This window comes from Bordetella sp. FB-8 (assembly GCF_000382185.1).
Taxonomy (GTDB): domain Bacteria; phylum Pseudomonadota; class Gammaproteobacteria; order Burkholderiales; family Burkholderiaceae_B; genus Bordetella.
On record NZ_KB907784.1, the window covers coordinates 3,229,520 to 3,248,702 of the forward strand.

Annotated in this window: 17 protein-coding genes and 1 pseudogene; 9 read left to right on the forward strand and 9 right to left on the reverse strand. The window is 61.1% G+C overall.

Going from position 1 to position 19,183, the window contains the following annotated elements; all coding sequences use genetic code 11:
* Positions 1–8: 8 nt before the first annotated feature.
* Together H143_RS0115435 and H143_RS0115440 are read right to left on the reverse strand one after the other, a co-directional pair.
* Entirely contained in the window at positions 9–1,319 is a 1,311-nt protein-coding gene (locus tag H143_RS0115435) for an MFS transporter (RefSeq protein WP_019939165.1), read from the reverse strand.
* Positions 1,320–1,537: 218 nt separating this feature from the next.
* On the reverse strand, positions 1,538–2,611 hold the full coding sequence (locus tag H143_RS0115440; RefSeq protein ID WP_051094502.1) for an ABC transporter substrate-binding protein: 1,074 nt from the start codon (positions 2,609–2,611) through the stop codon (positions 1,538–1,540).
* 146 nt (positions 2,612–2,757) lie between these two features.
* Between H143_RS0115440 and H143_RS0115445 the strand changes: the two genes are divergently transcribed.
* The gene (locus H143_RS0115445; RefSeq protein ID WP_019939167.1) at positions 2,758–3,423 is read left to right on the forward strand and encodes a response regulator transcription factor; all 666 of its coding nucleotides are present in this window, start codon (positions 2,758–2,760) and stop codon (positions 3,421–3,423) included.
* A complete protein-coding gene (locus H143_RS0115450) occupies positions 3,410–4,795 on the forward strand; it encodes a sensor histidine kinase (protein WP_019939168.1) in 1,386 nt (461 codons plus the stop codon). The genes H143_RS0115445 and H143_RS0115450 overlap by 14 nt, the downstream gene beginning before the upstream one ends.
* A 340-nt stretch (positions 4,796–5,135) precedes the next feature.
* On the opposite strand, the gene H143_RS0115455 is transcribed toward H143_RS0115450, so the two are convergent.
* Positions 5,136–5,426, reverse strand: a complete 291-nt coding sequence (locus tag H143_RS0115455) for a hypothetical protein (RefSeq protein WP_155803410.1) — start codon at positions 5,424–5,426, stop codon at positions 5,136–5,138.
* Between the two features lie 228 nt (positions 5,427–5,654).
* Between H143_RS0115455 and H143_RS0115460 the strand changes: the two genes are divergently transcribed.
* Positions 5,655–8,339: a cation-transporting P-type ATPase gene (locus tag H143_RS0115460; protein WP_051094427.1), complete on the forward strand. Its 2,685-nt coding sequence runs from the start codon at positions 5,655–5,657 to the stop codon at positions 8,337–8,339.
* A 240-nt stretch (positions 8,340–8,579) separates the two neighbouring features.
* Here the strand turns inward: H143_RS0115460 and H143_RS0115465 are convergent.
* A pseudogene (locus H143_RS0115465) lies at positions 8,580–8,999 on the reverse strand (transposase); the annotation flags it as partial.
* Positions 9,000–9,069: 70 nt separating this feature from the next.
* Between H143_RS0115465 and H143_RS20855 the strand changes: the two are divergent.
* Positions 9,070–10,029, forward strand: a complete 960-nt coding sequence (locus H143_RS20855; protein ID WP_155803411.1) for an HD domain-containing phosphohydrolase — start codon at positions 9,070–9,072, stop codon at positions 10,027–10,029.
* Positions 10,030–10,047: 18 nt separating this feature from the next.
* Here H143_RS20855 and H143_RS20860 read toward each other — a convergent pair whose 3' ends face one another.
* From H143_RS20860 to H143_RS0115495, 4 genes are all read right to left on the reverse strand, one after another.
* A complete protein-coding gene (locus H143_RS20860; protein ID WP_019939172.1) occupies positions 10,048–11,151 on the reverse strand; it encodes a site-2 protease family protein in 1,104 nt (367 codons plus the stop codon).
* A gap of 312 nt (positions 11,152–11,463) precedes the next feature.
* The gene (locus H143_RS0115480) at positions 11,464–11,886 is read right to left on the reverse strand and encodes an OsmC family protein (RefSeq protein WP_019939173.1); all 423 of its coding nucleotides are present in this window, start codon (positions 11,884–11,886) and stop codon (positions 11,464–11,466) included.
* Positions 11,887–12,068: 182 nt separating this feature from the next.
* On the reverse strand, positions 12,069–12,764 hold the full coding sequence (arsH, locus tag H143_RS0115490; RefSeq protein ID WP_155803665.1) for an arsenical resistance protein ArsH: 696 nt from the start codon (positions 12,762–12,764) through the stop codon (positions 12,069–12,071).
* A 19-nt stretch (positions 12,765–12,783) separates the two neighbouring features.
* The gene (locus H143_RS0115495; protein ID WP_019939176.1) at positions 12,784–12,984 is read right to left on the reverse strand and encodes a hypothetical protein; all 201 of its coding nucleotides are present in this window, start codon (positions 12,982–12,984) and stop codon (positions 12,784–12,786) included.
* 116 nt (positions 12,985–13,100) lie between these two features.
* Between H143_RS0115495 and H143_RS0115500 the strand changes: the two genes are divergently transcribed.
* From H143_RS0115500 to H143_RS0115520, 5 genes are all read left to right on the forward strand, one after another.
* Positions 13,101–13,733, forward strand: a complete 633-nt coding sequence (locus H143_RS0115500) for a LysE family translocator (RefSeq protein WP_019939177.1) — start codon at positions 13,101–13,103, stop codon at positions 13,731–13,733.
* A gap of 4 nt (positions 13,734–13,737) precedes the next feature.
* Positions 13,738–14,460, forward strand: coding sequence for a penicillin-binding transpeptidase domain-containing protein (locus H143_RS21430; protein WP_051094431.1), 723 nt, complete (start codon positions 13,738–13,740; stop codon positions 14,458–14,460).
* The gene (locus tag H143_RS0115510) at positions 14,457–15,089 is read left to right on the forward strand and encodes an FABP family protein (RefSeq protein ID WP_019939178.1); all 633 of its coding nucleotides are present in this window, start codon (positions 14,457–14,459) and stop codon (positions 15,087–15,089) included. Before H143_RS21430 ends, H143_RS0115510 begins: the two co-directional genes overlap by 4 nt.
* Before the next feature lie 164 nt (positions 15,090–15,253).
* Entirely contained in the window at positions 15,254–16,297 is a 1,044-nt protein-coding gene (locus tag H143_RS20870; protein WP_081627067.1) for a cation diffusion facilitator family transporter, read from the forward strand.
* A gap of 2 nt (positions 16,298–16,299) precedes the next feature.
* Complete coding sequence (locus H143_RS0115520; protein ID WP_019939181.1) at positions 16,300–17,070, forward strand: SURF1 family protein; 771 nt, start codon at positions 16,300–16,302, stop codon at positions 17,068–17,070.
* Here the strand turns inward: H143_RS0115520 and H143_RS20875 are convergent.
* Positions 17,060–19,156, reverse strand: a complete 2,097-nt coding sequence (locus tag H143_RS20875; RefSeq protein ID WP_081627068.1) for an EAL domain-containing protein — start codon at positions 19,154–19,156, stop codon at positions 17,060–17,062. The genes H143_RS0115520 and H143_RS20875 overlap by 11 nt on opposite strands.
* Between the last annotated feature and the right edge of the window lie 27 nt (positions 19,157–19,183).

A 19,183-nucleotide genomic window follows, 5' to 3' on the forward strand; every position in this document is an offset into this window, starting at 1 on the left:
CAAGCCGTTCAAGACTCCAGATCGACGTTCTTGGTTTCCGGCGTGGCAAGGATCGCGAAGATCGCCAGGAGCGCATACACCATCACGAGCAAGCCGATGTAGAGGTAGGCGCGATGGATGCCGTATGCGTGCAGAATGAGACCCGCGACGATGGGAATGATCCCGCCGCCGTAGACCTGCGATATCTGGTAAGCCGCGCTCGCGCCCGATGCGCGAAAGCGCGTCGGGAAGTTTTCGGTGTAGAAGGTAGGAATCGCGCCGTACCCGAAACCGAACACGAAGCCAAAGCCAATGACTTCGGCAAGCACCGCGAGCCAGAAATTGCCTATGTTGATCAGGTAGAAGTACGGGATCGCCCAGACCAGGAACACGATTGCCGAAATGAGCAGAATGGTGCGGCGATTGATCAAATCGGCAAGGTACGAACCGATCAGCATGAACACGAGCATGGATCCTGCGGCGATCAGGCCGACCGTCTCCGCCTGCGTGGCACCGTAGCCGACGGCTTTCATATAGCTCGTGCCGAACACAAAGCTCAGGAAGAACGCGCCACCGAACATCGCGTTAACGAGCGACATGCGCAGGATGCGCAGCGGCATTTCCTTCCAGACCTGCAAGGCCGGTGCCGCCAGGGTGGTCTGCCCGCTGCGAAATCGCTCGAACACGAAGCTGTCCATCGTCCGGGTACGGATCAGAATGCCGACGATCGCCACTGCGAAGCCGACATAGAAGAAGATGCGCCAACCCCAGGCCGTGAATTGCTCGGGCGACATTATCGAGCGCACGAAAATGACCGAACCGAAGCCGAGCAGCAGGCCGATCGGGATCGCGAACCCGACCCACGCGCCCCAGAACGCGCGATGCTTGGAATTGGCAGCCTGTTCGACGACCCACGTCGAGGCGGTGCCGAACTCAGCGCCAAAACTGATGCCCTGCAGCAGCCGGAACACGATAAGCAGGATGGGAGCCGCGGTGCCGATGCTGTCGTAGGTTGGCGTCAAGCCGATGCACAGTGTGCTGATACCCATTAGCAGAAGCGCATAGACCATCGCATTCTTGCGCCCGTGCCGATCGGCGATGTTGCCGAAGATGAATGCACCGACCGGACGAATGATGATGCCCAGCCCGTAGACGCCGATCGCGGCCGCGATCGCGGCCAGATTGGGGAGCTTGAAAAACACGCCACCCCATACCGTGGCGGCAATGATTCCCGTGACTAGAAAATCGTATTGTTCGATCACCGAGCCGATGATGCTGGCGAACGCCACTTTGAAAATGTTCTGCCCGCTGGGGGGCGCCGTTTGCATGCTTGCTTGCATTGCTTATCTCCGTACTGTTGTGTGGCGAGACGGCATCCGTCGTACGCTCTCGCCGATTTCTTGAATGTGGTGAATCGACGCGGCCTTGCCCGTCGGTTCATTTTTCGAAAAGCTGTTGGAATACTTTTCCGGGCAGGGCTTGTGTCTGGCTGTATGGTCGGCGACTTTCTGCGGAGCACCTCCGGGGCGTTCAAAAATTCAGGCGGGGTAACCGGCGGCTATGCCGGGCTGAGGCCAGGGGAGCGCGCCCAAAACATCTCGTTCCATGTGCGCGGTTTGGTCTTGATTGTTCCGACCCGGTGCAGAAACTCGACGTAGTCCATCAACTGGACGGGTTCGACCGAGAAGCTCATCTGCGGTGCGGCGAGCATCTGCATCACATCTTCACGGGATACGTCCAGGCCGGATACGCGGGCATAGATCGCCGCCGCCTTCTGCCTATCCTGCTCGATCAGCCGATTTGCCTGGGAGAGGGCGCCGATGAATGCCGCTGCGAGGGCGGGTTCGGCATCGACCATGCGCTTGGGCGCGAACACCACGTCCAGCGTCAGCGGGCCGAGGATATCGATCGAATTCACAACGCGGTGAATGTTCGGATGCCGCAATTCGAGCATCGAGAAAGGAGGGGACGTGAAATGCGCTGTGATGCCGCCTTCGTCCCGGATCAATGCCCGCATCGCCTGCGGATGCGGCATGTTGACGGTGATTGCATCGAGCCGCGCGAAATTTTCCGCGCCCAGAAGCCGGCTCGCCGCCATCTGCAGGACTACGGCCGACAGCGATGTACGGATACCGGGCACCGCAATTCGGTCGGACCGCGTGAAGTCGCCAAGCGATGCGATTTGCGGCCGGTTCGTGTTGAGCGCGAGCGAAGTCGTCGACAAGCCGCTGATGCCGATCACTTCCACGTTTGGAATGCCGCGCGACTGCGCCCATAACTCGATGAAGCCAGGCGCGCCGGCGGCCGCAAAATCGAGCGTACCGGCCATCATGGCGTCGTCGACCGAATTCCCCCCATCGAGCAGCACCCAATCGACCTTTACGCCCCGCAGTCCATGCAGGGCGGCTTGCTGTTCGAACAGCCGTTCGTGCTCCATGACGAGCAGCGGCAGGTACAGCAGGCCGTAGCCTTTCGAGATTCGTACAGAACGAGGTTTCGACAGCATCGGCCCAGCGTACAGCCCGGAGGCCAGCGCGGCGGCCAGCGCGGCGGCGCACAAACCGGAGGCGACGAGTGCTCGGCGGCGCAATAAATACCTCGCGCGCGCGCGGCCGTCGCTGCGTAGCTGCATCGCTTTGTCTCCCTTGGCATTCATGCTGCGTTTGCCGTTTATTTGCTGTCCTACAATGTTATCGAGCGAGTCTGAGAAAATTCTGAGATCAGATCCTGGGGAAATCCCGCGCTTGTGCGAGGAAAATAGACGGCAAAAATGACATCATGCGCATCCTGGTTGTAGAAGACGACGCCGAGATCGGGGCTGCGGTCCATCACCGCCTGGCACGGCTCGGTCATGCGGTAGACCTGGAAATGAACGGCGCAGCGGCGTATGGTCTGCTGCGTGTCGAGCGCTTCGATCTTGTCGTGCTCGATGTCATGCTGCCCGAGATGGACGGCTTCTCGATCCTGCGCACTATGCGCGCAGCCGGATTGGCAACACCGGTGCTGCTCTTGACCGCGCGTTCGGCCATCGACGATCGTGTGAGCGGCCTGGGGCTGGGCGCTGACGACTATCTCGTCAAACCGTTCGACTACCGTGAACTCGAAGCGCGCGTGCAGGCCTTGCTGCGCCGCAACAGCGGTCATGCGAACGACTTGGTCAAGCTAGGCGGTCTGACCATCGACCGCAGCTGCAGGCTTGCCGAACTTGACGGCAAGCCGCTACCGCTGTCGCGGCAGGAGTTTGCGTTCCTGGAAATTCTTTCGAGCCGTCCGCTGCGGATCTTCTCGAAAGAGGAGTTGCTCAATCAGCTGTTCAGTTTCGGGGACGAGCCGACTTTGAACGCGGTCGAGCAATACGTGACGCGCGTGCGCAAGAAGCTGCACGGCAGTTCGGTCGAGATCCGGACCGCGCACGGCATGGGATACCAAATTGCAGCGCTCTGACTGGTTCCCGAAGACGCTGTTCGGCCGAACCCTGCTGTTCATCACGCTGATCGTCGTATCGGGAGGCGCGGCGCTCGCGGTCATTGCGCGGTATTACGCGGGCGTGGCTTCCGAGAACGCTTACGACCAGCTTCTGGCCGGCGCAGCGATCGACGTGGCGGAAAGCCTCTATGTGCAGGGCGGGGTGCTCGCGCTCGACCCACCGGTTGCCGCGCTATCGACCCTATCGCGCTACGACCTGGTCTACTACAAGGTGATCGACTCGCGCGGCGTGCTGGTGGCCGGTTACGGCGATCTTCCCGGTTCGCAGGGGGGGCTTGTTGCCGCGCGACAAGGCGCTGTGTTCGCCAACGCCGCCTATCAGCACAGGCGCATTCGCACCGTGACCATCGCGCGCTACATGCCTGAACAGCGCAAACCCGGCTGGGCGGTCGTGACGGTGGCGCAGACGACGCGCGCCAGGCAGCAGTTGACGCGCGACATGAGCGTCAAGGTCTGGACGCTGATTCTTTTGATGAGCCTGCTGGCGATCGGCGCGAGCGGCCTTGCCATCCGGCGCGGCTTGCGTCCGCTCGCACAGATCGAGACGATCATCGCGGGGCGCGATCCGGCCGATCTGAAGCCGGTCACTGTCCACACGCCCAGGGAGATCAGCGCGATCATCGCCGCGATCAACGGACTTATCGGCCGGCTCGCGGACAGGATGACGGCGATGCAGCGTTTCATTGCCGACGCCGCGCATCAGATGCGCACTCCGTTGGCCCGGCTCGATGCCCAGATCGAATTGCTTGGTGGCGAGATCGACCGCGCGCGCGATCCGGCGCATCTGGATGCGTTGCGCCGGACCTGCTCGGATGTGGGCAGGCTCACCGGACAGTTGCTCAATCACGCGATGGTGACACATCGCACGCAAGCGGTTGGACTGGAGTCGCTGGAATTGACCGGACTCGTCAAGGAAGTGCTCGGTCGGACAATACCGCTTGCCGACAAGCGCGACGTGCAGGTCGCTTTCCAGAGCGATGCGCCGCATGTCTATATCGCGGGCGATCCCATCAGCCTGCAGGAGGCGCTTTCCAACGTGTTGCACAACGCGCTGCTTCACGGCAATGCCGATGAAATCTCCGTCAAGATCGCGCGTACCGATGAGAGCGTCGTCCTGACGGTGAGCGATAACGGCCCGGGAATTCCCCGTGAGCACTGGGAAGCGGTGCTTCGTCCGTTCGAGCGGCTCGGCCAGAACTGCGCCGAACGTCGTACGGGCTCCGGGCTGGGTCTGGCGATTGTTCAGGAAGTGATGAAGGCCCATGGCGGGCAGATAGGCTTTGCCTTTCCGCGAGTCGGGGGATTCGCGGTGATGCTGAGGTTCCCCTGAATCAAAAAATATCTGCTCAGGCTGATGCCAAATGCGCCATAGACCGCCATGAATAGCGCCCAGCCGGGTTCGCCGTCACGGTGGAAGAACAACAGCAAGAACGCCGCAAGCAGTATTTGCAGCAGGTCGCTTCCAAACGCTCTGGCGCCCGCCCAGAGCAACGCGTCTAGCAGGCTTTGCGAGGGCGGGCGAACCAAAATGGTTGTCGCCGGTGGCCGCGCCATCGAGCCAGCGCCTTATCAATTCCCCGAACAAAGGGATATGCCCAGATCAGGCCGCCGCATCGTTCAGCGCAGAATTTCGCCAAGCCTCGATTAGCTCAAGCAGCCATGCCAGCGCGTCACGCAGCGACATCGCCAAGGTAAACCGTTGGCGCAATCACCAGCAGCGCGATGATCAGGCAGAGCTGGTCAGGCTGGCGATATTTTTCCTGCCCTGGAGCCATTGGAGCAGCCGGCGGTGCAGCGGCCACGTCGACATGGCAATGGCGGACGAATACAGAACGGCCGGCATGAAAGGGTGCAGGACTAACCAGCAGCCGATAAGGATGAGCAGGGCCGCGGCCAAGATGGACCAACTTTTCCGAGCCAATGGCTGAAACCTTTTCCACAAGGTTATCTCGAATGGCCATGACGGCGGCTCCTGAATGCTCATGGAATGACATTAGTGGGGCGATCCGGCCAAGTATTGATTTCTATCAACTATTTGTAGGCCATGAACGCTCGCGTTGCACCACCGTATCGACCTTCGGCAGTCTTGATGATCCAAATCAATGCGAGAGTGGAATAAGCGCTTAGCATTACGAACATCTTGCGTGACTTGACGTGAGAAACTCTTATCGAGCCTGCTGAACCCTGCCATGTCGACGAGCAACCATTTCGCGCATGAAGCTGGACGGATTGCGTTGATCGCCCATTCATTGCCAACGAAAGACGTACTTCGCGCTCTGCAGGTCGATCTGGAGCACGGTCTTTCCGAGCAGGAAGCAGCCGAGCGGCGCGCTCGATTCGGGTCGAACACGATCGCTACTCGCAGGGGAACAAGCGCCCTGGTCATGGTTCTGCATCAGTTGCAGAGTCCTTGCATTTATTTACTCGTCGGAGCAGCCGCGCTCGCGCTCTGGTTCGGGGAGACCGAGGAGAGCGTGGCGATCGGTGTTGTGCTGCTGCTCAATACGCTTGTCGGCTTCTTAACTGAATTCAGGGCGTCACGATCGATCGAGGCCTTGCGTGCGCTCGGCCGAAATTACGCCCGGGTACGCCGCGGCGGACACAGGCGCATACTCGCGAGCGAAGAGCTCGTGCCGGGCGACATTGTGCTCGTGGAGGCCGGGGATGCAATTGCCGCAGACCTGCGCATCGTCGAAAGCGCACAAATTGCCTCCGACGAATCGACCTTCACAGGCGAATCCATGCCCGTGGAGAAATCACCCGAATCCGTGGCGCAGGATGCGCGGATCGCCGACCGCAGATCGATGCTGTTCAAGGGGGGATCCGTTACACGCGGTAGTGCCATTGGTGCGGTCGTGGCCACAGGCTCGCATACTGAAATCGGCCATATTGCCCGATTAATCCAAGAAGCTAAACCTGAAAAATCGCCGCTCGAACGCAAGCTGGCACGATTGTCCAGCCAGCTCATATGGGCGGTCGTGGCTTTGGCCGCAGTTATCGCCGCGATTGGATTGGCAACGGGCCAAAGCGGATTCCTGGTGGTGGAAGCTGCGCTGGCGCTAGCCGTGGCGGCCATACCCGAAGGGCTGCCGATCGTCGCGACCTTGGCACTCGCGCGCGGGATGTGGCGCATGGCACACCAGAATGCGCTCATAGAGCGCCTCTCGGCGGTCGAGACATTGGGCGCCACCACCGTGATCCTGACCGACAAGACCGGCACGCTGACCGAGAACAAGATGACGGTACGCCGGTTGTGGGTTGAGTCAGGAGAGATGGAGATGGCGCAGGGCAAGGAGGTTGCCCGCGGCGAGCTTGCGCAATGTCTGCTGAAGGTTGCCGTACTCTGCAACGACGCATCGCTTGGCTACGGCGAGGTGGCGCAAAGCGGCGACCCAATGGAAATTGCGCTATTGCTGGCTGGCAGCGCGAACGGTTTGACCCGTCAGGCGCTGCTCGCGGGATATCCGATCGCATGCAAGCATGCCTTCGACAACGCCAGCAAGATGATGGCAACCGTGCATCGGCACGGAGACGGCCATTTTTACGCAATAAAGGGAGCGCCGGAGCAAGTGCTGGCCGGATGTACGCATGTGCTCTCAGCCGACGGCATGGTCCCGATGGACGACGCTGCGCGACGGAGATGGACGGAACGAATCGCCGCGCTGGGGCGGCGTGGCCTGCGCGTGCTGGCGGGCGCCTTCAAAACTGAAGCGTCGGCAGATAGCAAGCCTTATCGCGATCTTGTCTTCACAGGACTTATCGGCTTGCAAGACCCGGCGCGAGCCGACGTTCCCCAGGCGATACGGGATTGCGGATATGCCGGCATCCGCGTCGTGATGGTGACGGGTGATCATGCGGTCACGGCGCGCAGCATCGGTCACGCGGTCGGACTCGGGGACACGGAAGTTGCGGAAGGCTTCGATATCGCGCATGTTCTCTCCAGGCCCGCGCACGAACTCAGGCGCTTCGGCATTTTCGCGCGCGTGAGCCCGGCGGAGAAGCTGGCCATTGTTGACGCATACCAGAAAGCCGGCGAAATCGTCGCAATGACTGGCGACGGCGTGAATGACGCGCCTGCGCTAAAGAAGGCCGATATCGGCGTAGCGATGGGCTTGCGGGGTACCGACGTCGCGCGCCAGGCAGCGGCAATGATTTTGCTTGATGATGCCTTTCCCACCATCGTCAAGGCGATAAGGGAAGGGCGCATCATCTTCGATAACATTCGTCGCGTTGCGGTCTATCTCCTGTCCTGCAATCTGTCCGAAGTGCTGGTCGTCGGCATTGCGATAGCTGCTGCGTTGCCGTTGCCGATCCTGCCGCTGCAGATCCTGTACCTGAATCTCGTCACCGACGTTTTTCCCGCTTTCGCACTGGCAATGGGCGATGGCGTGCGCGATATCCTGGGACGGCCGCCGCGCAGCCCGAAGGAACCTATTCTCGGTCCTCGGCGCTGGGCGGCCATTGTGCTGCAGAGCGCGCTGATGACGATGGCAACCTTCGTGGCGCTGGGCTTGGCGCTATCGGCCGACCGGCAAAGCGATGCCGTAGTCACCACCACCTTTCTGACCATCGCTTTTGCCCAACTATGGCATGTTTTCGATATGCGCGACAGCCGTTCCGGCGTTTTCGTCAATGAAGTCACCCGCAACCCGTGGGTCTGGGGGGCTCTTGGCCTGTGCGGTGCTTTGCTCATCATACCGCTGTACTGGCCGCTGATCGCCAATGCCTTGCATCTTGTATCTCCGACCGGGGCCATGTGGGGCATCATCGCTGGATGCAGTCTGATTCCGCTGCTGCTCAGTCAATTTTGCTATGCCGTCATGGCGGCATGGGGAAGGCACACGGATCGCTCACGAAGTTGCGGTGCTGCATGACGGTTTGAGGATGGCGACGAAGACAAGCCAGATTAAATATTCGCATAATGTATATTATGTAAAGTAAAAGACTCGGGCGTTTTTTATGGAGTGTTTCCCCGTCTATTCAAGAGAATCACCGGACACTTGCATTTTCAAGAGAAAATACGGACACGAGCACTGCTGACTCGCCTCGTATCCGCCTAAGTATTTCTATTAGGGCAAGCGTCTTCCTCTGGAATCATCAGCCTATCAGTGGTCCCCCACGGCATAGGCCAATCCCATGTCAAAGAGCGCCTGGCGAAAGGCGTTGTCCACGCCCTAACCCGCATCGGCCAGCACGCAGTGCTTGGGCGCGCCTGCCACGAGCCAGGCCTGCTGCTGCCCAGTCCTCGGGCAGGTAAAGCTGCCAAGCCACGGGCAGGCTGGCCTGGGTGCTTGCCAGCGAGATACTCACAGCCACCTGGCAGTTGTCTTGTTTGCCCAGGACGCCACAGTACTGGCGGGTCACGCCCACGGAATGACGGCTTTTCTTGGGAAAACCTGTGTCATCGATGACCCACCAGCCCCCGCCCGTGAAGTCCATCTTCGGGATCACCCACTGGCACACCCGCCTGAGCATCTCGTCGTGGACCACTCTGCCTTGGCCACAAAGTGGTGCAGCGCCTGGTGCCTTGCGCTGGCATGGGCAATCGAGTTTGGTAGGATGCCTGCGTTGAATCTCTGCAAAAGATCGGATAGGAGTCCCGCCATGCAACTCTTTGATAGGTTCACCAAATGGCGGGCTGCGCACTCAGCGGCCGCTCCACGCGCCCTATCCACGGATACGGCCGGACAGGGCCAGTTGCTGGCCAGCCTGCTAGCGATGGCATGGTTCGTCGAGGCCCGAGACCCTTATACCGGCGGGCATTTGTGGCGGGTTTCACGCTATGCTCAAATGATGGCCGAGGCGCTCGATCTGGCGCCCGCACATGTCGCGCGCATTGGTCTAGGCGGTTTTCTGCACGATCTGGGCAAGATCGGAGTCCCGGATGCCGTGCTGCGCAAACCGGATCGGCTGACCGAGGAGGAGTATGCCGTCATCAAGACGCATCCGTCCATGGGCGCACGCATGCTGGCGGGACACCCTTTGGCCGAACTCGTGCTTGACGCCGTGCGGCTGCACCACGAGCGCCCCGACGGGAAAGGTTACCCCTTGGGCTTGAGCGGGAGCGATATCCCGCAAATGGCGCGGATTATCGGTGTCTGCGACGCCTTTGACGCCATGACCAGCCACCGGCCCTACCGCAGTGGGATGCCGCTTGAAAAAGCGCTGGCCATCATCCGCAGCGAAAGCGGCACCCAGTTCGACGCGCAAAGCGCCGACGCGTTGATCCGGTTGGGAGAGCGCGGCGCATTGCAGCATGTGATGGGTCATAGTGCCGACGGCATTCCTCTGCAGCAATGCCCCGCATGTGGACCGACGCTGGTGCTGAGCCGGCGCAGCGCCAGCGGCCAGTTGCTCTATTGCCGCAACTGCGGCACCGAATTCAAATTGACCGCGAGTGCCGACGGCCTGCAGGCGGCCCCGACGGGCAGCGTGGGTAGACCTGCCGACCTGACTCCAGAGCTGGATTCAGACCTGATCCAGGAGACGGTCGCCTTCGCCGTGGCGCAACTGCCAACAGACCTGATCGGCAATTTCGACGGCGCAAATCCCAGGGCAGCCTAGCGCAGCGGCATTCTTGCTTCACCGCGTCGATGGCCCGCGCGCTTTGAATTCGAAGACCGTGCGCAGGAATGTGATGATGTCTTCCCGGTTGAGCATTCCCACGACGTGACGGTCGCGGGTGACCGGCAACTGATTGACGCCGTTGCGATCCATGACTTGAAGCGCTGTGCAGAGTTCGGCTTCGGCTTCGATGCACTTTGCTTTTTCCAAGGAGAGCATTGCCTGATCCACGCGCGTTGCCGCCCATTGCTGCGTGGGCACGGCCTTGATCTGGTGCAAAGTCGCCAATCCCACTATCCGGCCGTCACGTTCGACGAGAAAGCTGCGCTGCCCGTTGGCCAAAACAAACCTGTCCACCAGTTCCTGCAGCGCCATATCGGCCGGGATGGTGGCGCAATGCGTATTCATAGCCTGTGCCACGCTGTGGCCTGCCATCATGTCCTGCACACGCACCTGCACGACTTGCGCATGCGCGGCGCTGTCGAGGAACCAGCCGATGAAGGCGACCCACAGTCCCGTTCCCACGTTGCCGTGCAGGACCTGAAGCACGCCTAGAAAAATGAACAACAGGCCAAAGAAGCGGCCCACGTTTGCGGCGATGAGCGTCGCGCGCTGCAAGCTGCGGGTCGCTGCCCAGACGATGGCACGCAGCACGCGCCCTCCGTCGAGCGGGTAACCGGGAATCAGGTTGAACAGGGCTAAGGAGAGGTTGAGGTAGGCAAGATAACCTGCCATGCCGGGCAGCGGCCCCGCCCCTGCGAGCAAAGGCTGCGCGATGAAAAAAACGACCGCCAGGGCCAGGCTCACCAGAGGGCCTGCGATCGCAATGAAGAATTCCGCGAGGGCATTAGGCGGCTGGGCATCGATTTGTGCGACGCCCCCGAAAATAAACAGCGTGATGCTGCGCACGGAAATCCTGTAGCGCAAGGCAACAGCGGAATGCCCCAGCTCATGCAGCAACACGCTCGCGAAGACCATGACAGCCGTCATCGCCCCGGCCGCCCAATACAGGACCGGCGTCGATTGCGGATAGTCGGCGGGAAAATAGCCTTCCGCCAGCGACCAGGTCAGCAGCGCGAAAACGACGAACCAGGAATAATCCAGGCCAATGGAAATTCCCATGATTTTGCACAATGGAATGTTGTGTCCGGTCATATGTCTCGCGCCCCCGCTTGAAGCAGAGAAAACTGCTCAATCGGGAAATTAGGCGGAATCGTTCGAGCGGGCGTTGACGCAGATCAAGCGCTTGGCTGCGCCCCTCCTCCTGGGGGCGGCCATTTTGTCCAACGTCGTCGTTGCGGCGTGCAGCAATAGCCGCAAGAAACCCACAGGTCAAGCCTTTGCGCGCTCGGGATCGGACTGTGACCGTCCTCCCCCACCCCATCTCGGCGACGCAACGCCGGGGATCGAACCCATCAAGCTGGACGATGCGGTTCAGCTACGACGGCGCAACACTCCGTTCAACGCCGTGCCGGGCGCAACGGTGTTGAACACCGTGCCATATTTCTTCACATTATCGTGCAACAAGTCCAGACGATGGTCGCTCTCGTCGGTATCGATCACGATTTCGTAGCGGATCGATTCCATCCGAGGCGGCACGTCCTGCCGCACACCCTGCACATGAACCTGCACGCCCCGCAGCTTGAAATTCAGGATTGGAGTCACCCGTTCAATCCCCTTGATCATGCAGGCCGCCAACGCAGCCAGAAGCAACTCGGCCGGATTGAGTGCGTCCGTACGTCCAGACAGGTCAGTATCCAGGACGATGTCTGCGTTCTTGCAATGCGCACGGCTGCCGTGGCCATCAATACGGCGCGCAGTGACATCGAAGGTCATTCTGGTCGGTGTGTCGGACATCAGCGGCTCCCTGTGCGCAAACCGAACGTGCTCAACAGGGAACCGTAAAAGTTCGTGCTCGCTGCGAGATCAGCCACGCGCAGGCTGAAGTGGAATTCATGTGCTTGCGGGAACATCATAAAATCGGACATCAACCGGCCACCTGTATATGCGTTGCAATTCTCAAAATGGATGCAACGCAGTCAGATCGAACGCTGATTGACGCGCTGGGAGAGCTGCTCGGCGCTTTCCTTGCGCTCGCTGTAGCGATCGACCAAATAGGCGCCGATATCACGCGTGAGAAACGTGAACTTCATCAACTCCTCCATCACATCGACCAGGCGGTCATAGTAGCTGGAGGGTTTCATACGCCCTGCTTCATCAAATTCCAGAAAAGCCTTGGGTACGGACGATTGGTTGGGGATCGTCAGCATGCGCATCCAACGGCCTAGCACGCGCATCTGGTTGACTGCATTGAAGGACTGTGAGCCGCCAGAAACCTCCATGACCGCCAGCGTCTTGCCTTGTGTGGGCCGTATGGCGCCGATCGACAAGGGTATCCAGTCGATTTGCGCCTTCATGATGCCGGTCATGGCGCCGTGGCGTTCGGGCGAGGTCCACACCATACCTTCGGACCATTGCACCAGTTCACGCAGTTCCTGCACCTTGGGGTGCGTCTCTGGGGCATCATCTGGCAGTGGCAGGCCCGAGGGATCAAAAATTCGAGCCTCTCCCCCCATTGCCTCCAGAAGGAGCGCGGCCTCTTGGGTCAGCAGCCGGCTATAAGAGCGATTACGCACCGAACCGTAAAGAAGCAGGATCCGCGGCCGGTGTTCTGCCCGCCGTTCGGGCAACCAAAGCCGCACTGGATTGATAGCGCCAAAGATCGTATTGGCGATGTTGGGCAAGTCGATCCGGTTATGCACGACGACCGCCGCCGGTCACCACGATTGGTCCGTTTTCCTTGGAGAACGCGCCCTGCTCAGACTTGGGCAGAATGTTGAGCACGGCCTGCCCTTTCGCTCCAGCGTGGCCAGCGAGCGGATACACCTCTTCCTGCTGGGTGGGCGCCGACCGACCGGGCGCGTAGAGAGCGGGAATGGCTTGAGCATCATTCATAAGTCAATGATACAACGTTCATTGAATTATAGAAATGGATTCCGATATCTCGCCATTTGACCTCCCGTGGATTTCATGAATAACTTGCAAAGTTTGTCTCTATTCAGAAATCAAGAATGCCTCTTCATACTTGGCTCGCCTTCGCTGGCGCGAGCATCATCCTGCTGTTGATACCTGGCCCGACCATACTACTGGTCATCGGGGATACGCTTGCCAATCGCGGGCGATCGGCCTGGAGCACGATCGCGGGCGTTGCCGCCGGGGACACGACTTCGATGTCGATTTCGCTTGCCGGCGCGGGCGCCCTGCTCGCGGCGTCGGCCGCGGCCTTCACCGTGCTCAAGCTCATCGGCGGAACGTATCTGGTCTATCTGGGGGCGAAGTCCATATTGAGCGCGCGGCGCCTGCGCGGCGATGCGGCGCAAGCCGCATTGGCGGTGCAGCGCAAATCCGCACGCCGGCGCTTCGTCTCGGCTTGGACTGTGACCGCGCTCAATCCCAAGAGCATCGTTTTTTTCGTGGCCTTCGTGCCGCAGTTCATCTCGGCGGATCGTGGCTTCGTATCCCAGTGCGCCATTCTGCTGCCGACCTTCGTCTTGTTGGCGTCCGCCAATGCGGCCCTGTACGCCCTGGCGGCCAGACGGCTTTCGAGCCGTCTGACCAGCGCGGCGGCGCAGCGGCGCTTTGGCTATACCGGTGGCGCAGTGCTGCTCGGCGCGGGAGCGGTCACGCTCGGCATGCAGGCCTGAGGGCATGCCTGTGCGCGCGTTTTTTCCCGTTATCGCGGCAATTTTGATCGGCTTTGCGCACCAGACTCAGGCCAGGACGGTCTGCACCATCGCCGCGGACGCCGCGACGGGCAGGACGCTGCTCGAACAAGGCGATTGCGCGATGCGCGAGACGCCCGCCGCGACCGCCAAGATCGCGCTCGCCGTGATGAGCTACGACGCGGGTTTGCTCAAGAATCAACACGATCCTGTGCAGCCCTTCAAGCAGGGCTATGTGGATTGGGGCGGTGCGCCCTGGCGGCACCCCACCGAACCTGTGCGCTGGCTCAAGTACTCGGTCGTCTGGTACTCCCAGCAGATCACGCATGCGCTCGGCCCCAAGACGCTGCACGACTACGCGGTGAAATTCGGCTACGGCAAAGCGGATTTCTCCGGCGACCCGGGAAAGCACAACGGCCTGGATCGGGCATGGATCGCCTCGTCGCGCACGATTTCGCCGCAAGAACAGATCGCTTTTTTGTCCCGGCGGGTGAACCGGCGGCCGCCGGTCAGCGCGCATGCCATGGACATGACGCTGGATATCGTGGAAAAGCATACGATCCAGGACGGCTGGTTTAGGACGACAGGAAAATGCCCGGTGCCTGCGGCAGCCGCACCCGCGACGCCATGTATGCTGAACTGCCCGCGCTTTTGCGCGGCATGTGACGCATGCGACGCGTATCCACTTCTTCACGAGACCAAGTCATGAGCGAATTCTCCGCCGACATCTACACCGAACCTTCCGATCTCGATTTCGACACGCTGAAAAATCTCGGCCCGCTGTCGGGCATGGCCGGCATATGGGAGGGCACGCGTGGGCTGGACGTCAAGCCCAAGGTCGACGGCCCCAGAAAGCAGGCCTTCGTCGAACGCATCGAGCTGCAGCCCATCGACCCCCAGACCAACGGGCCACAACTCTTTTACGGCCTGCGCTATCACACGCATATGGTCAAGCCCGACCAGGTCAAGACCTATCACGATCAGGTCGGCTACTGGCTCTGGGAGCCGGCGACCGGCGCGATCATCCATACCTTGACCATCCCGCGCGGCCAGACCGCAATGGCGGGGGGCACCGCGACCGCGGATGCCAGGCAATTCGAACTTGTGGCCACGCGCGGCGCCGAAACCTTCGGCATCTGTTCGAATCCGTTTCTCGAACATGCTTTCAAAACCGTCGAGTTCCGCATCCATGTGACGATCAATCCGGACGGAACCTGGTCCTACGAGCAGGACACCGTGATGATGATACGCGGGCAGTCGGAGCCCTTTCATCACACCGACCGCAACACGCTCAGCAAGATCGCCGAGCCCACGCCGAATCCGATGGCGGCAAAATAATCCTGCCTGCACCCGTTCTGCCGGACGCGGCCGATGCTCACGGCGGCAGCCGGGATTGTCCTGTCGGCGCAGCGCGTATCCGCGCTGGCGCCGGGCCTATTCATGATTTCATAGTCGGCCTTTTGTAAGATAGGGCTGACAAATCCATTTCAGCGGACACTTTCATGGCCGGCCACGACCACCATCATGCCCACGACGAACACGACCATCATGGCCATGAACATCATGATCATGCCCACGATCACGGCCATGCCGGCCACGATCACCTGCACGGCGTGACGGACCAGTACCGCATAGGCTGGGCCTTTGTCGTCATTGCGGTGTTCATGGTGGTGGAGATCGCCGGAGGACTGATCTCCGGGTCGCTGGCACTGCTGGCCGATGCCGGCCACATGCTCAGCGATACGGCGGCGCTGGGTTTCAGCTGGATGGCGATCCAGTACGGTAAGCGGCCGGCCACCATGCGTCTGTCATACGGCTACAAGCGGCTCGAGGTTCTGGCCGCTTTCGTCAACGGCTGCGCCCTCTTCGCCATTGCGGCCTGGATCGTGATCGAGGCGATCAGCCGTTTCGCCGCGCCTGTGCCCGTGGTCGGCAAGACCATGCTTTTGGTCGCCTGCGCCGGACTGGCTGCCAATATCGTGGCTTTCATGGTGTTGCATGGCGGCAATCGGGAAAACCTCAATATGCGGGGTGCCTGGCTGCATGTGATGGGCGACATGTTGGGCTCGGTGGCCGCCATTGTGGCTGCGCTGGTCATTCTTTTTACTGGCTGGACGCCCATCGATCCCATTCTGTCCATCGTAGTGGCGGTCATCATCCTCAAGAGCGCCTGGGGCATCGTCAAGTCCTCGGCCCACATCCTGCTCGAGGGCACGCCGGTGGGTGTCAGCCTGGCCGACATCAAGACCGATCTCGAAGCCCATGTGCCCGAGATCCGCGATGCCCATCACATCCATGCCTGGTCCATCACGGGCGAGCAGCACATGGTGACTTTGCATGTTCTGCCCGTCGCCGGCGTAGCGGCGCGTGATGCCGTCAGTGCCGTACAGCGCCGCCTGGCCGTGCGCTTTAGCATTGCGCATGCGACGGTGCAGGTCGAGGAAGACATCTGCCTTGACACGCCGGACCACGATGGCGCGGCTACCTGCTGCCTGGAACGCAGATCACCGGGCAGCCGACATTCCATTGCCGCTCCTAGGAATTAACCTTGAACGCATCTCCCGATTCTTCCCTTCGGCCGCGGCCGCTGCGCCTGGCCGTCATCGTCCTGATTTCGCTGCTGTTCTTCTCCCTGTTCTATTCTCTTGGCGTCTGGCAGATCCATCGCCGCGCCTGGAAGCTGGACTTGATCGCCAAGGTGCACAGCCGGGTGCACCAGCCGGCCGTTCGGGCGCCACGGCGGCCACAGTGGCGCGCTGTAAACGCGGCGGCCGACGAATATCTGCATGTGTACGCCAGCGGTACATTTTTGTACGATAAGCAAACCCTGGTGCAGGCCGTTACCGACTTCGGCAGCGGCTATTGGGTGCTGACGCCGCTGCGGCGCGACGACGGCGAGCTGGTCATGGTCAATCGAGGATTCGTTCTGCCCGAATGGCGCAAGCAGGCAAGTCCCGAGCAAGCCTCGGGTCCGGTCAAGGTGGTCGGGCTGATGCGCATGGATGAACCCAAGGGCGCTTTCTTGCGCCACAACGAACCTGCCATTGACTTCTGGTATACCCGCGATCTGCAGGGTATAGCCGCCAAGCGCGGACTAGGGGCCGTGGCGCCCTATTTCATCGATATGCAAGGCGGCCCGGGTGTGCCGCCCGATCCCAAGACGGTGCCGGTCCCGGGATTGACCCGGGTGCATTTTCCCAACAACCACTTGAGCTATTTACTTACCTGGTTCGCGCTGGCGGCGATGACCCTGGTGGGGGGGGGGCTGCTCTGGCGCGACGAATGGCGCCGGGGCAAACCTGCCCCGCTCAAGAAATAAGGCTTTCCTCACGAAACAACTGCGCGATGAAGTGTCGCCGCGCGGCGCGGTAGCTGTCGCTGTGCAAGCCATGATTGCGCGCCGCCATGAAGAGCCGGCGCCGCTGCGAGCGCGCCGCCAGAAAAGGCAGCGGCGGCCCCAATGACGGGTTCTGCGCCGAGACGGCGGGAATGTCGGCCGTATTTTCCAGCGTGAGATGTAGGCGTTCCTCCCATAGCAGCAAGCTGGCCAGCTTGGCCAGCTTGCTGCGCGGACGCTTGTGCAAAGGCAAGGCCAGCACAGTCGTCTTATCGAGCCACCCCATCATTTGCTCGGCCGGCAGCAACGGGCAGACTGCCCGACCCTGGACGGCATCGGCATCGAGTATGGCGACGGCCTCAAGCATGTCGACACTGTCCACGCCCTCGACTATGACCCTCTTGCCCAGGGTATGGCCCAGGCGGGTCAGGCGATGGATGAAGAACAGCACGCTGGTCGGATCCTTGTCGACCAGCCAAACAATGCTGTGATCGATCTTGATGGTGTCGAACGGCAACTGGCGCAGGCGGTCCAGGCTGCTGTGCCCTGCCCCGAGGTCGTCCGCGGTGATGTGGATTCCCATCTCCCTGATTTGCGTCAGGGTCTTGGCGGCGGCCGTATCCAGTCCGTCGGAGGATTCGGCCAGATCGAGAATGTGCAGCGTCAGCCGGTGCGCGGGACAGTCGTGCCGTGCCATGGCGGCGTGTATCTCGCGCAAGTAACGCGAATCGGCCAGCGCTTTGTAACGCAGATTGATACCCAGGCGGCGGTCGCCCAGCCCGGCACGCCGCCAGGACTCCCGGTCGACCATGGCCTGATTGATGCCCAGGCTATAGAGCGCGAAAAATTCGTCGGAGGACAGCAGCGGCTGAACCGTGGACGGGGGCAGTAGTTGATCGCCGTCCTGCAGATGGGCCAGGGCATAGATGCCCAGCGGTTTCCCCGTGGCCAGTTCGACCACCGGCTGGTAGTACATGCGCAATCCCTTGCCTTCCTGGATGAGTGCGGCCCAGCGCCGGCGCGCGTTGTACGACATGCCTGGAATCGGGCCGGACAGCGTGAGCAAGCGCGAGCAGGCGAACAGCAGCAGGGTTTGCAACTGTTCGACGAACGCTTTCTGGTCCGCCGAAATAAGGCCGCCGGGATATCTGCCATACAAGCACAGCACGGCAATGGGGATGTCGTCGGCACGGCAGAGCGGAATCGCGATGATCGAGCGGATGGCGGCGTGCCGGGCGAAAAACGGCTGCCAACGGCGCATGTGCGGATCGAGTTCGACATTCAGGCTGCATTCGGTGCGGGTGCTGTACCAGGCGCGGCCCATCGTGCCTAGCTCATGGGGGCCTTCGCCATAGGCGCCGGGCATCCTGTTCTGAGCGTCGATCTCGATCAGACATCGCCTGACCTCGGGTGTGCCGGCGATATATTCGTAATGAAAAATGCCCTGCTCGTCGGGTTTGACGAAGGAGCAACCGGCCAGGCTGTCGTGTCGGATCAGGATTTCGGCGGTCTGGGCGATCAGATCGGTATAGTTGCTAGTTTCCCACACCAGCCGGGTGATGTCCTGCAGCAGATTCTGCCGCAGGGTCTGTTTGCGCTGGTAGGCCTCAGCCTGCCAGGCCAGGGTGCGCATGAGGCGCTGGGTCACAATGGCCAATGCCTGGGCGTGCTCATGCGCATCGACACAGTGTCCGACAGCCAAGTACAGAATTTCCTGCCCCAGCATCAGGTCCAGCTGCGGAAGGCCGAGCCGCGTGTACAAGTGTCCCAGGCGCAAGGCTTCATCGCGGTGACGCTCGGGCGTGAGATCGGGCGCGGCCAGTTCGAGCAGCGCACCGCTTCGGCAGGACTTGAATTGCTCCAGTTCCTGCCCGGACAGCATCTGCGGCAGGAGGTCGCGCAAAATCGCATCCTGCCCGGTACGTTGATGGAAAAACGCCGCAATATCCGCGGCGCGCGCCTGCATGGCTTGATGCAGCCGGGCCAATAGCGAAGCGCAGTCCGGACCGTAGAGTCGAACTGGATCGTAGTGCTCGGAAGATGAACCATGGGCGTTCATGGAAAACATGATACATAGAGCGTACGGCTCCTGGCC

Coding starts and splice junctions, on each gene's coding strand:
- H143_RS20855 (WP_155803411.1), top strand. CDS start 9,070: ATGCAACTCTTTGATAGGTTCACCAAATGGCGGGCTGCGCACTCAGCG.
- H143_RS0115445 (WP_019939167.1), top strand. CDS start 2,758: ATGCGCATCCTGGTTGTAGAAGACGACGCCGAGATCGGGGCTGCGGTC.
- H143_RS20875 (WP_081627068.1), bottom strand. CDS start 19,156: ATGTTTTCCATGAACGCCCATGGTTCATCTTCCGAGCACTACGATCCA.
- H143_RS20870 (WP_081627067.1), top strand. CDS start 15,254: ATGGCCGGCCACGACCACCATCATGCCCACGACGAACACGACCATCAT.
- H143_RS0115500 (WP_019939177.1), top strand. CDS start 13,101: ATGCCTCTTCATACTTGGCTCGCCTTCGCTGGCGCGAGCATCATCCTG.
- H143_RS0115480 (WP_019939173.1), bottom strand. CDS start 11,886: ATGTCCGACACACCGACCAGAATGACCTTCGATGTCACTGCGCGCCGT.
- H143_RS20860 (WP_019939172.1), bottom strand. CDS start 11,151: ATGGGAATTTCCATTGGCCTGGATTATTCCTGGTTCGTCGTTTTCGCG.
- H143_RS0115495 (WP_019939176.1), bottom strand. CDS start 12,984: ATGAATGATGCTCAAGCCATTCCCGCTCTCTACGCGCCCGGTCGGTCG.
- H143_RS0115435 (WP_019939165.1), bottom strand. CDS start 1,319: ATGCAAGCAAGCATGCAAACGGCGCCCCCCAGCGGGCAGAACATTTTC.
- H143_RS0115510 (WP_019939178.1), top strand. CDS start 14,457: ATGAGCGAATTCTCCGCCGACATCTACACCGAACCTTCCGATCTCGAT.
- H143_RS0115455 (WP_155803410.1), bottom strand. CDS start 5,426: ATGGCCATTCGAGATAACCTTGTGGAAAAGGTTTCAGCCATTGGCTCG.
- H143_RS0115460 (WP_051094427.1), top strand. CDS start 5,655: ATGTCGACGAGCAACCATTTCGCGCATGAAGCTGGACGGATTGCGTTG.
- H143_RS0115440 (WP_051094502.1), bottom strand. CDS start 2,611: ATGCAGCTACGCAGCGACGGCCGCGCGCGCGCGAGGTATTTATTGCGC.
- H143_RS21430 (WP_051094431.1), top strand. CDS start 13,738: ATGCCTGTGCGCGCGTTTTTTCCCGTTATCGCGGCAATTTTGATCGGC.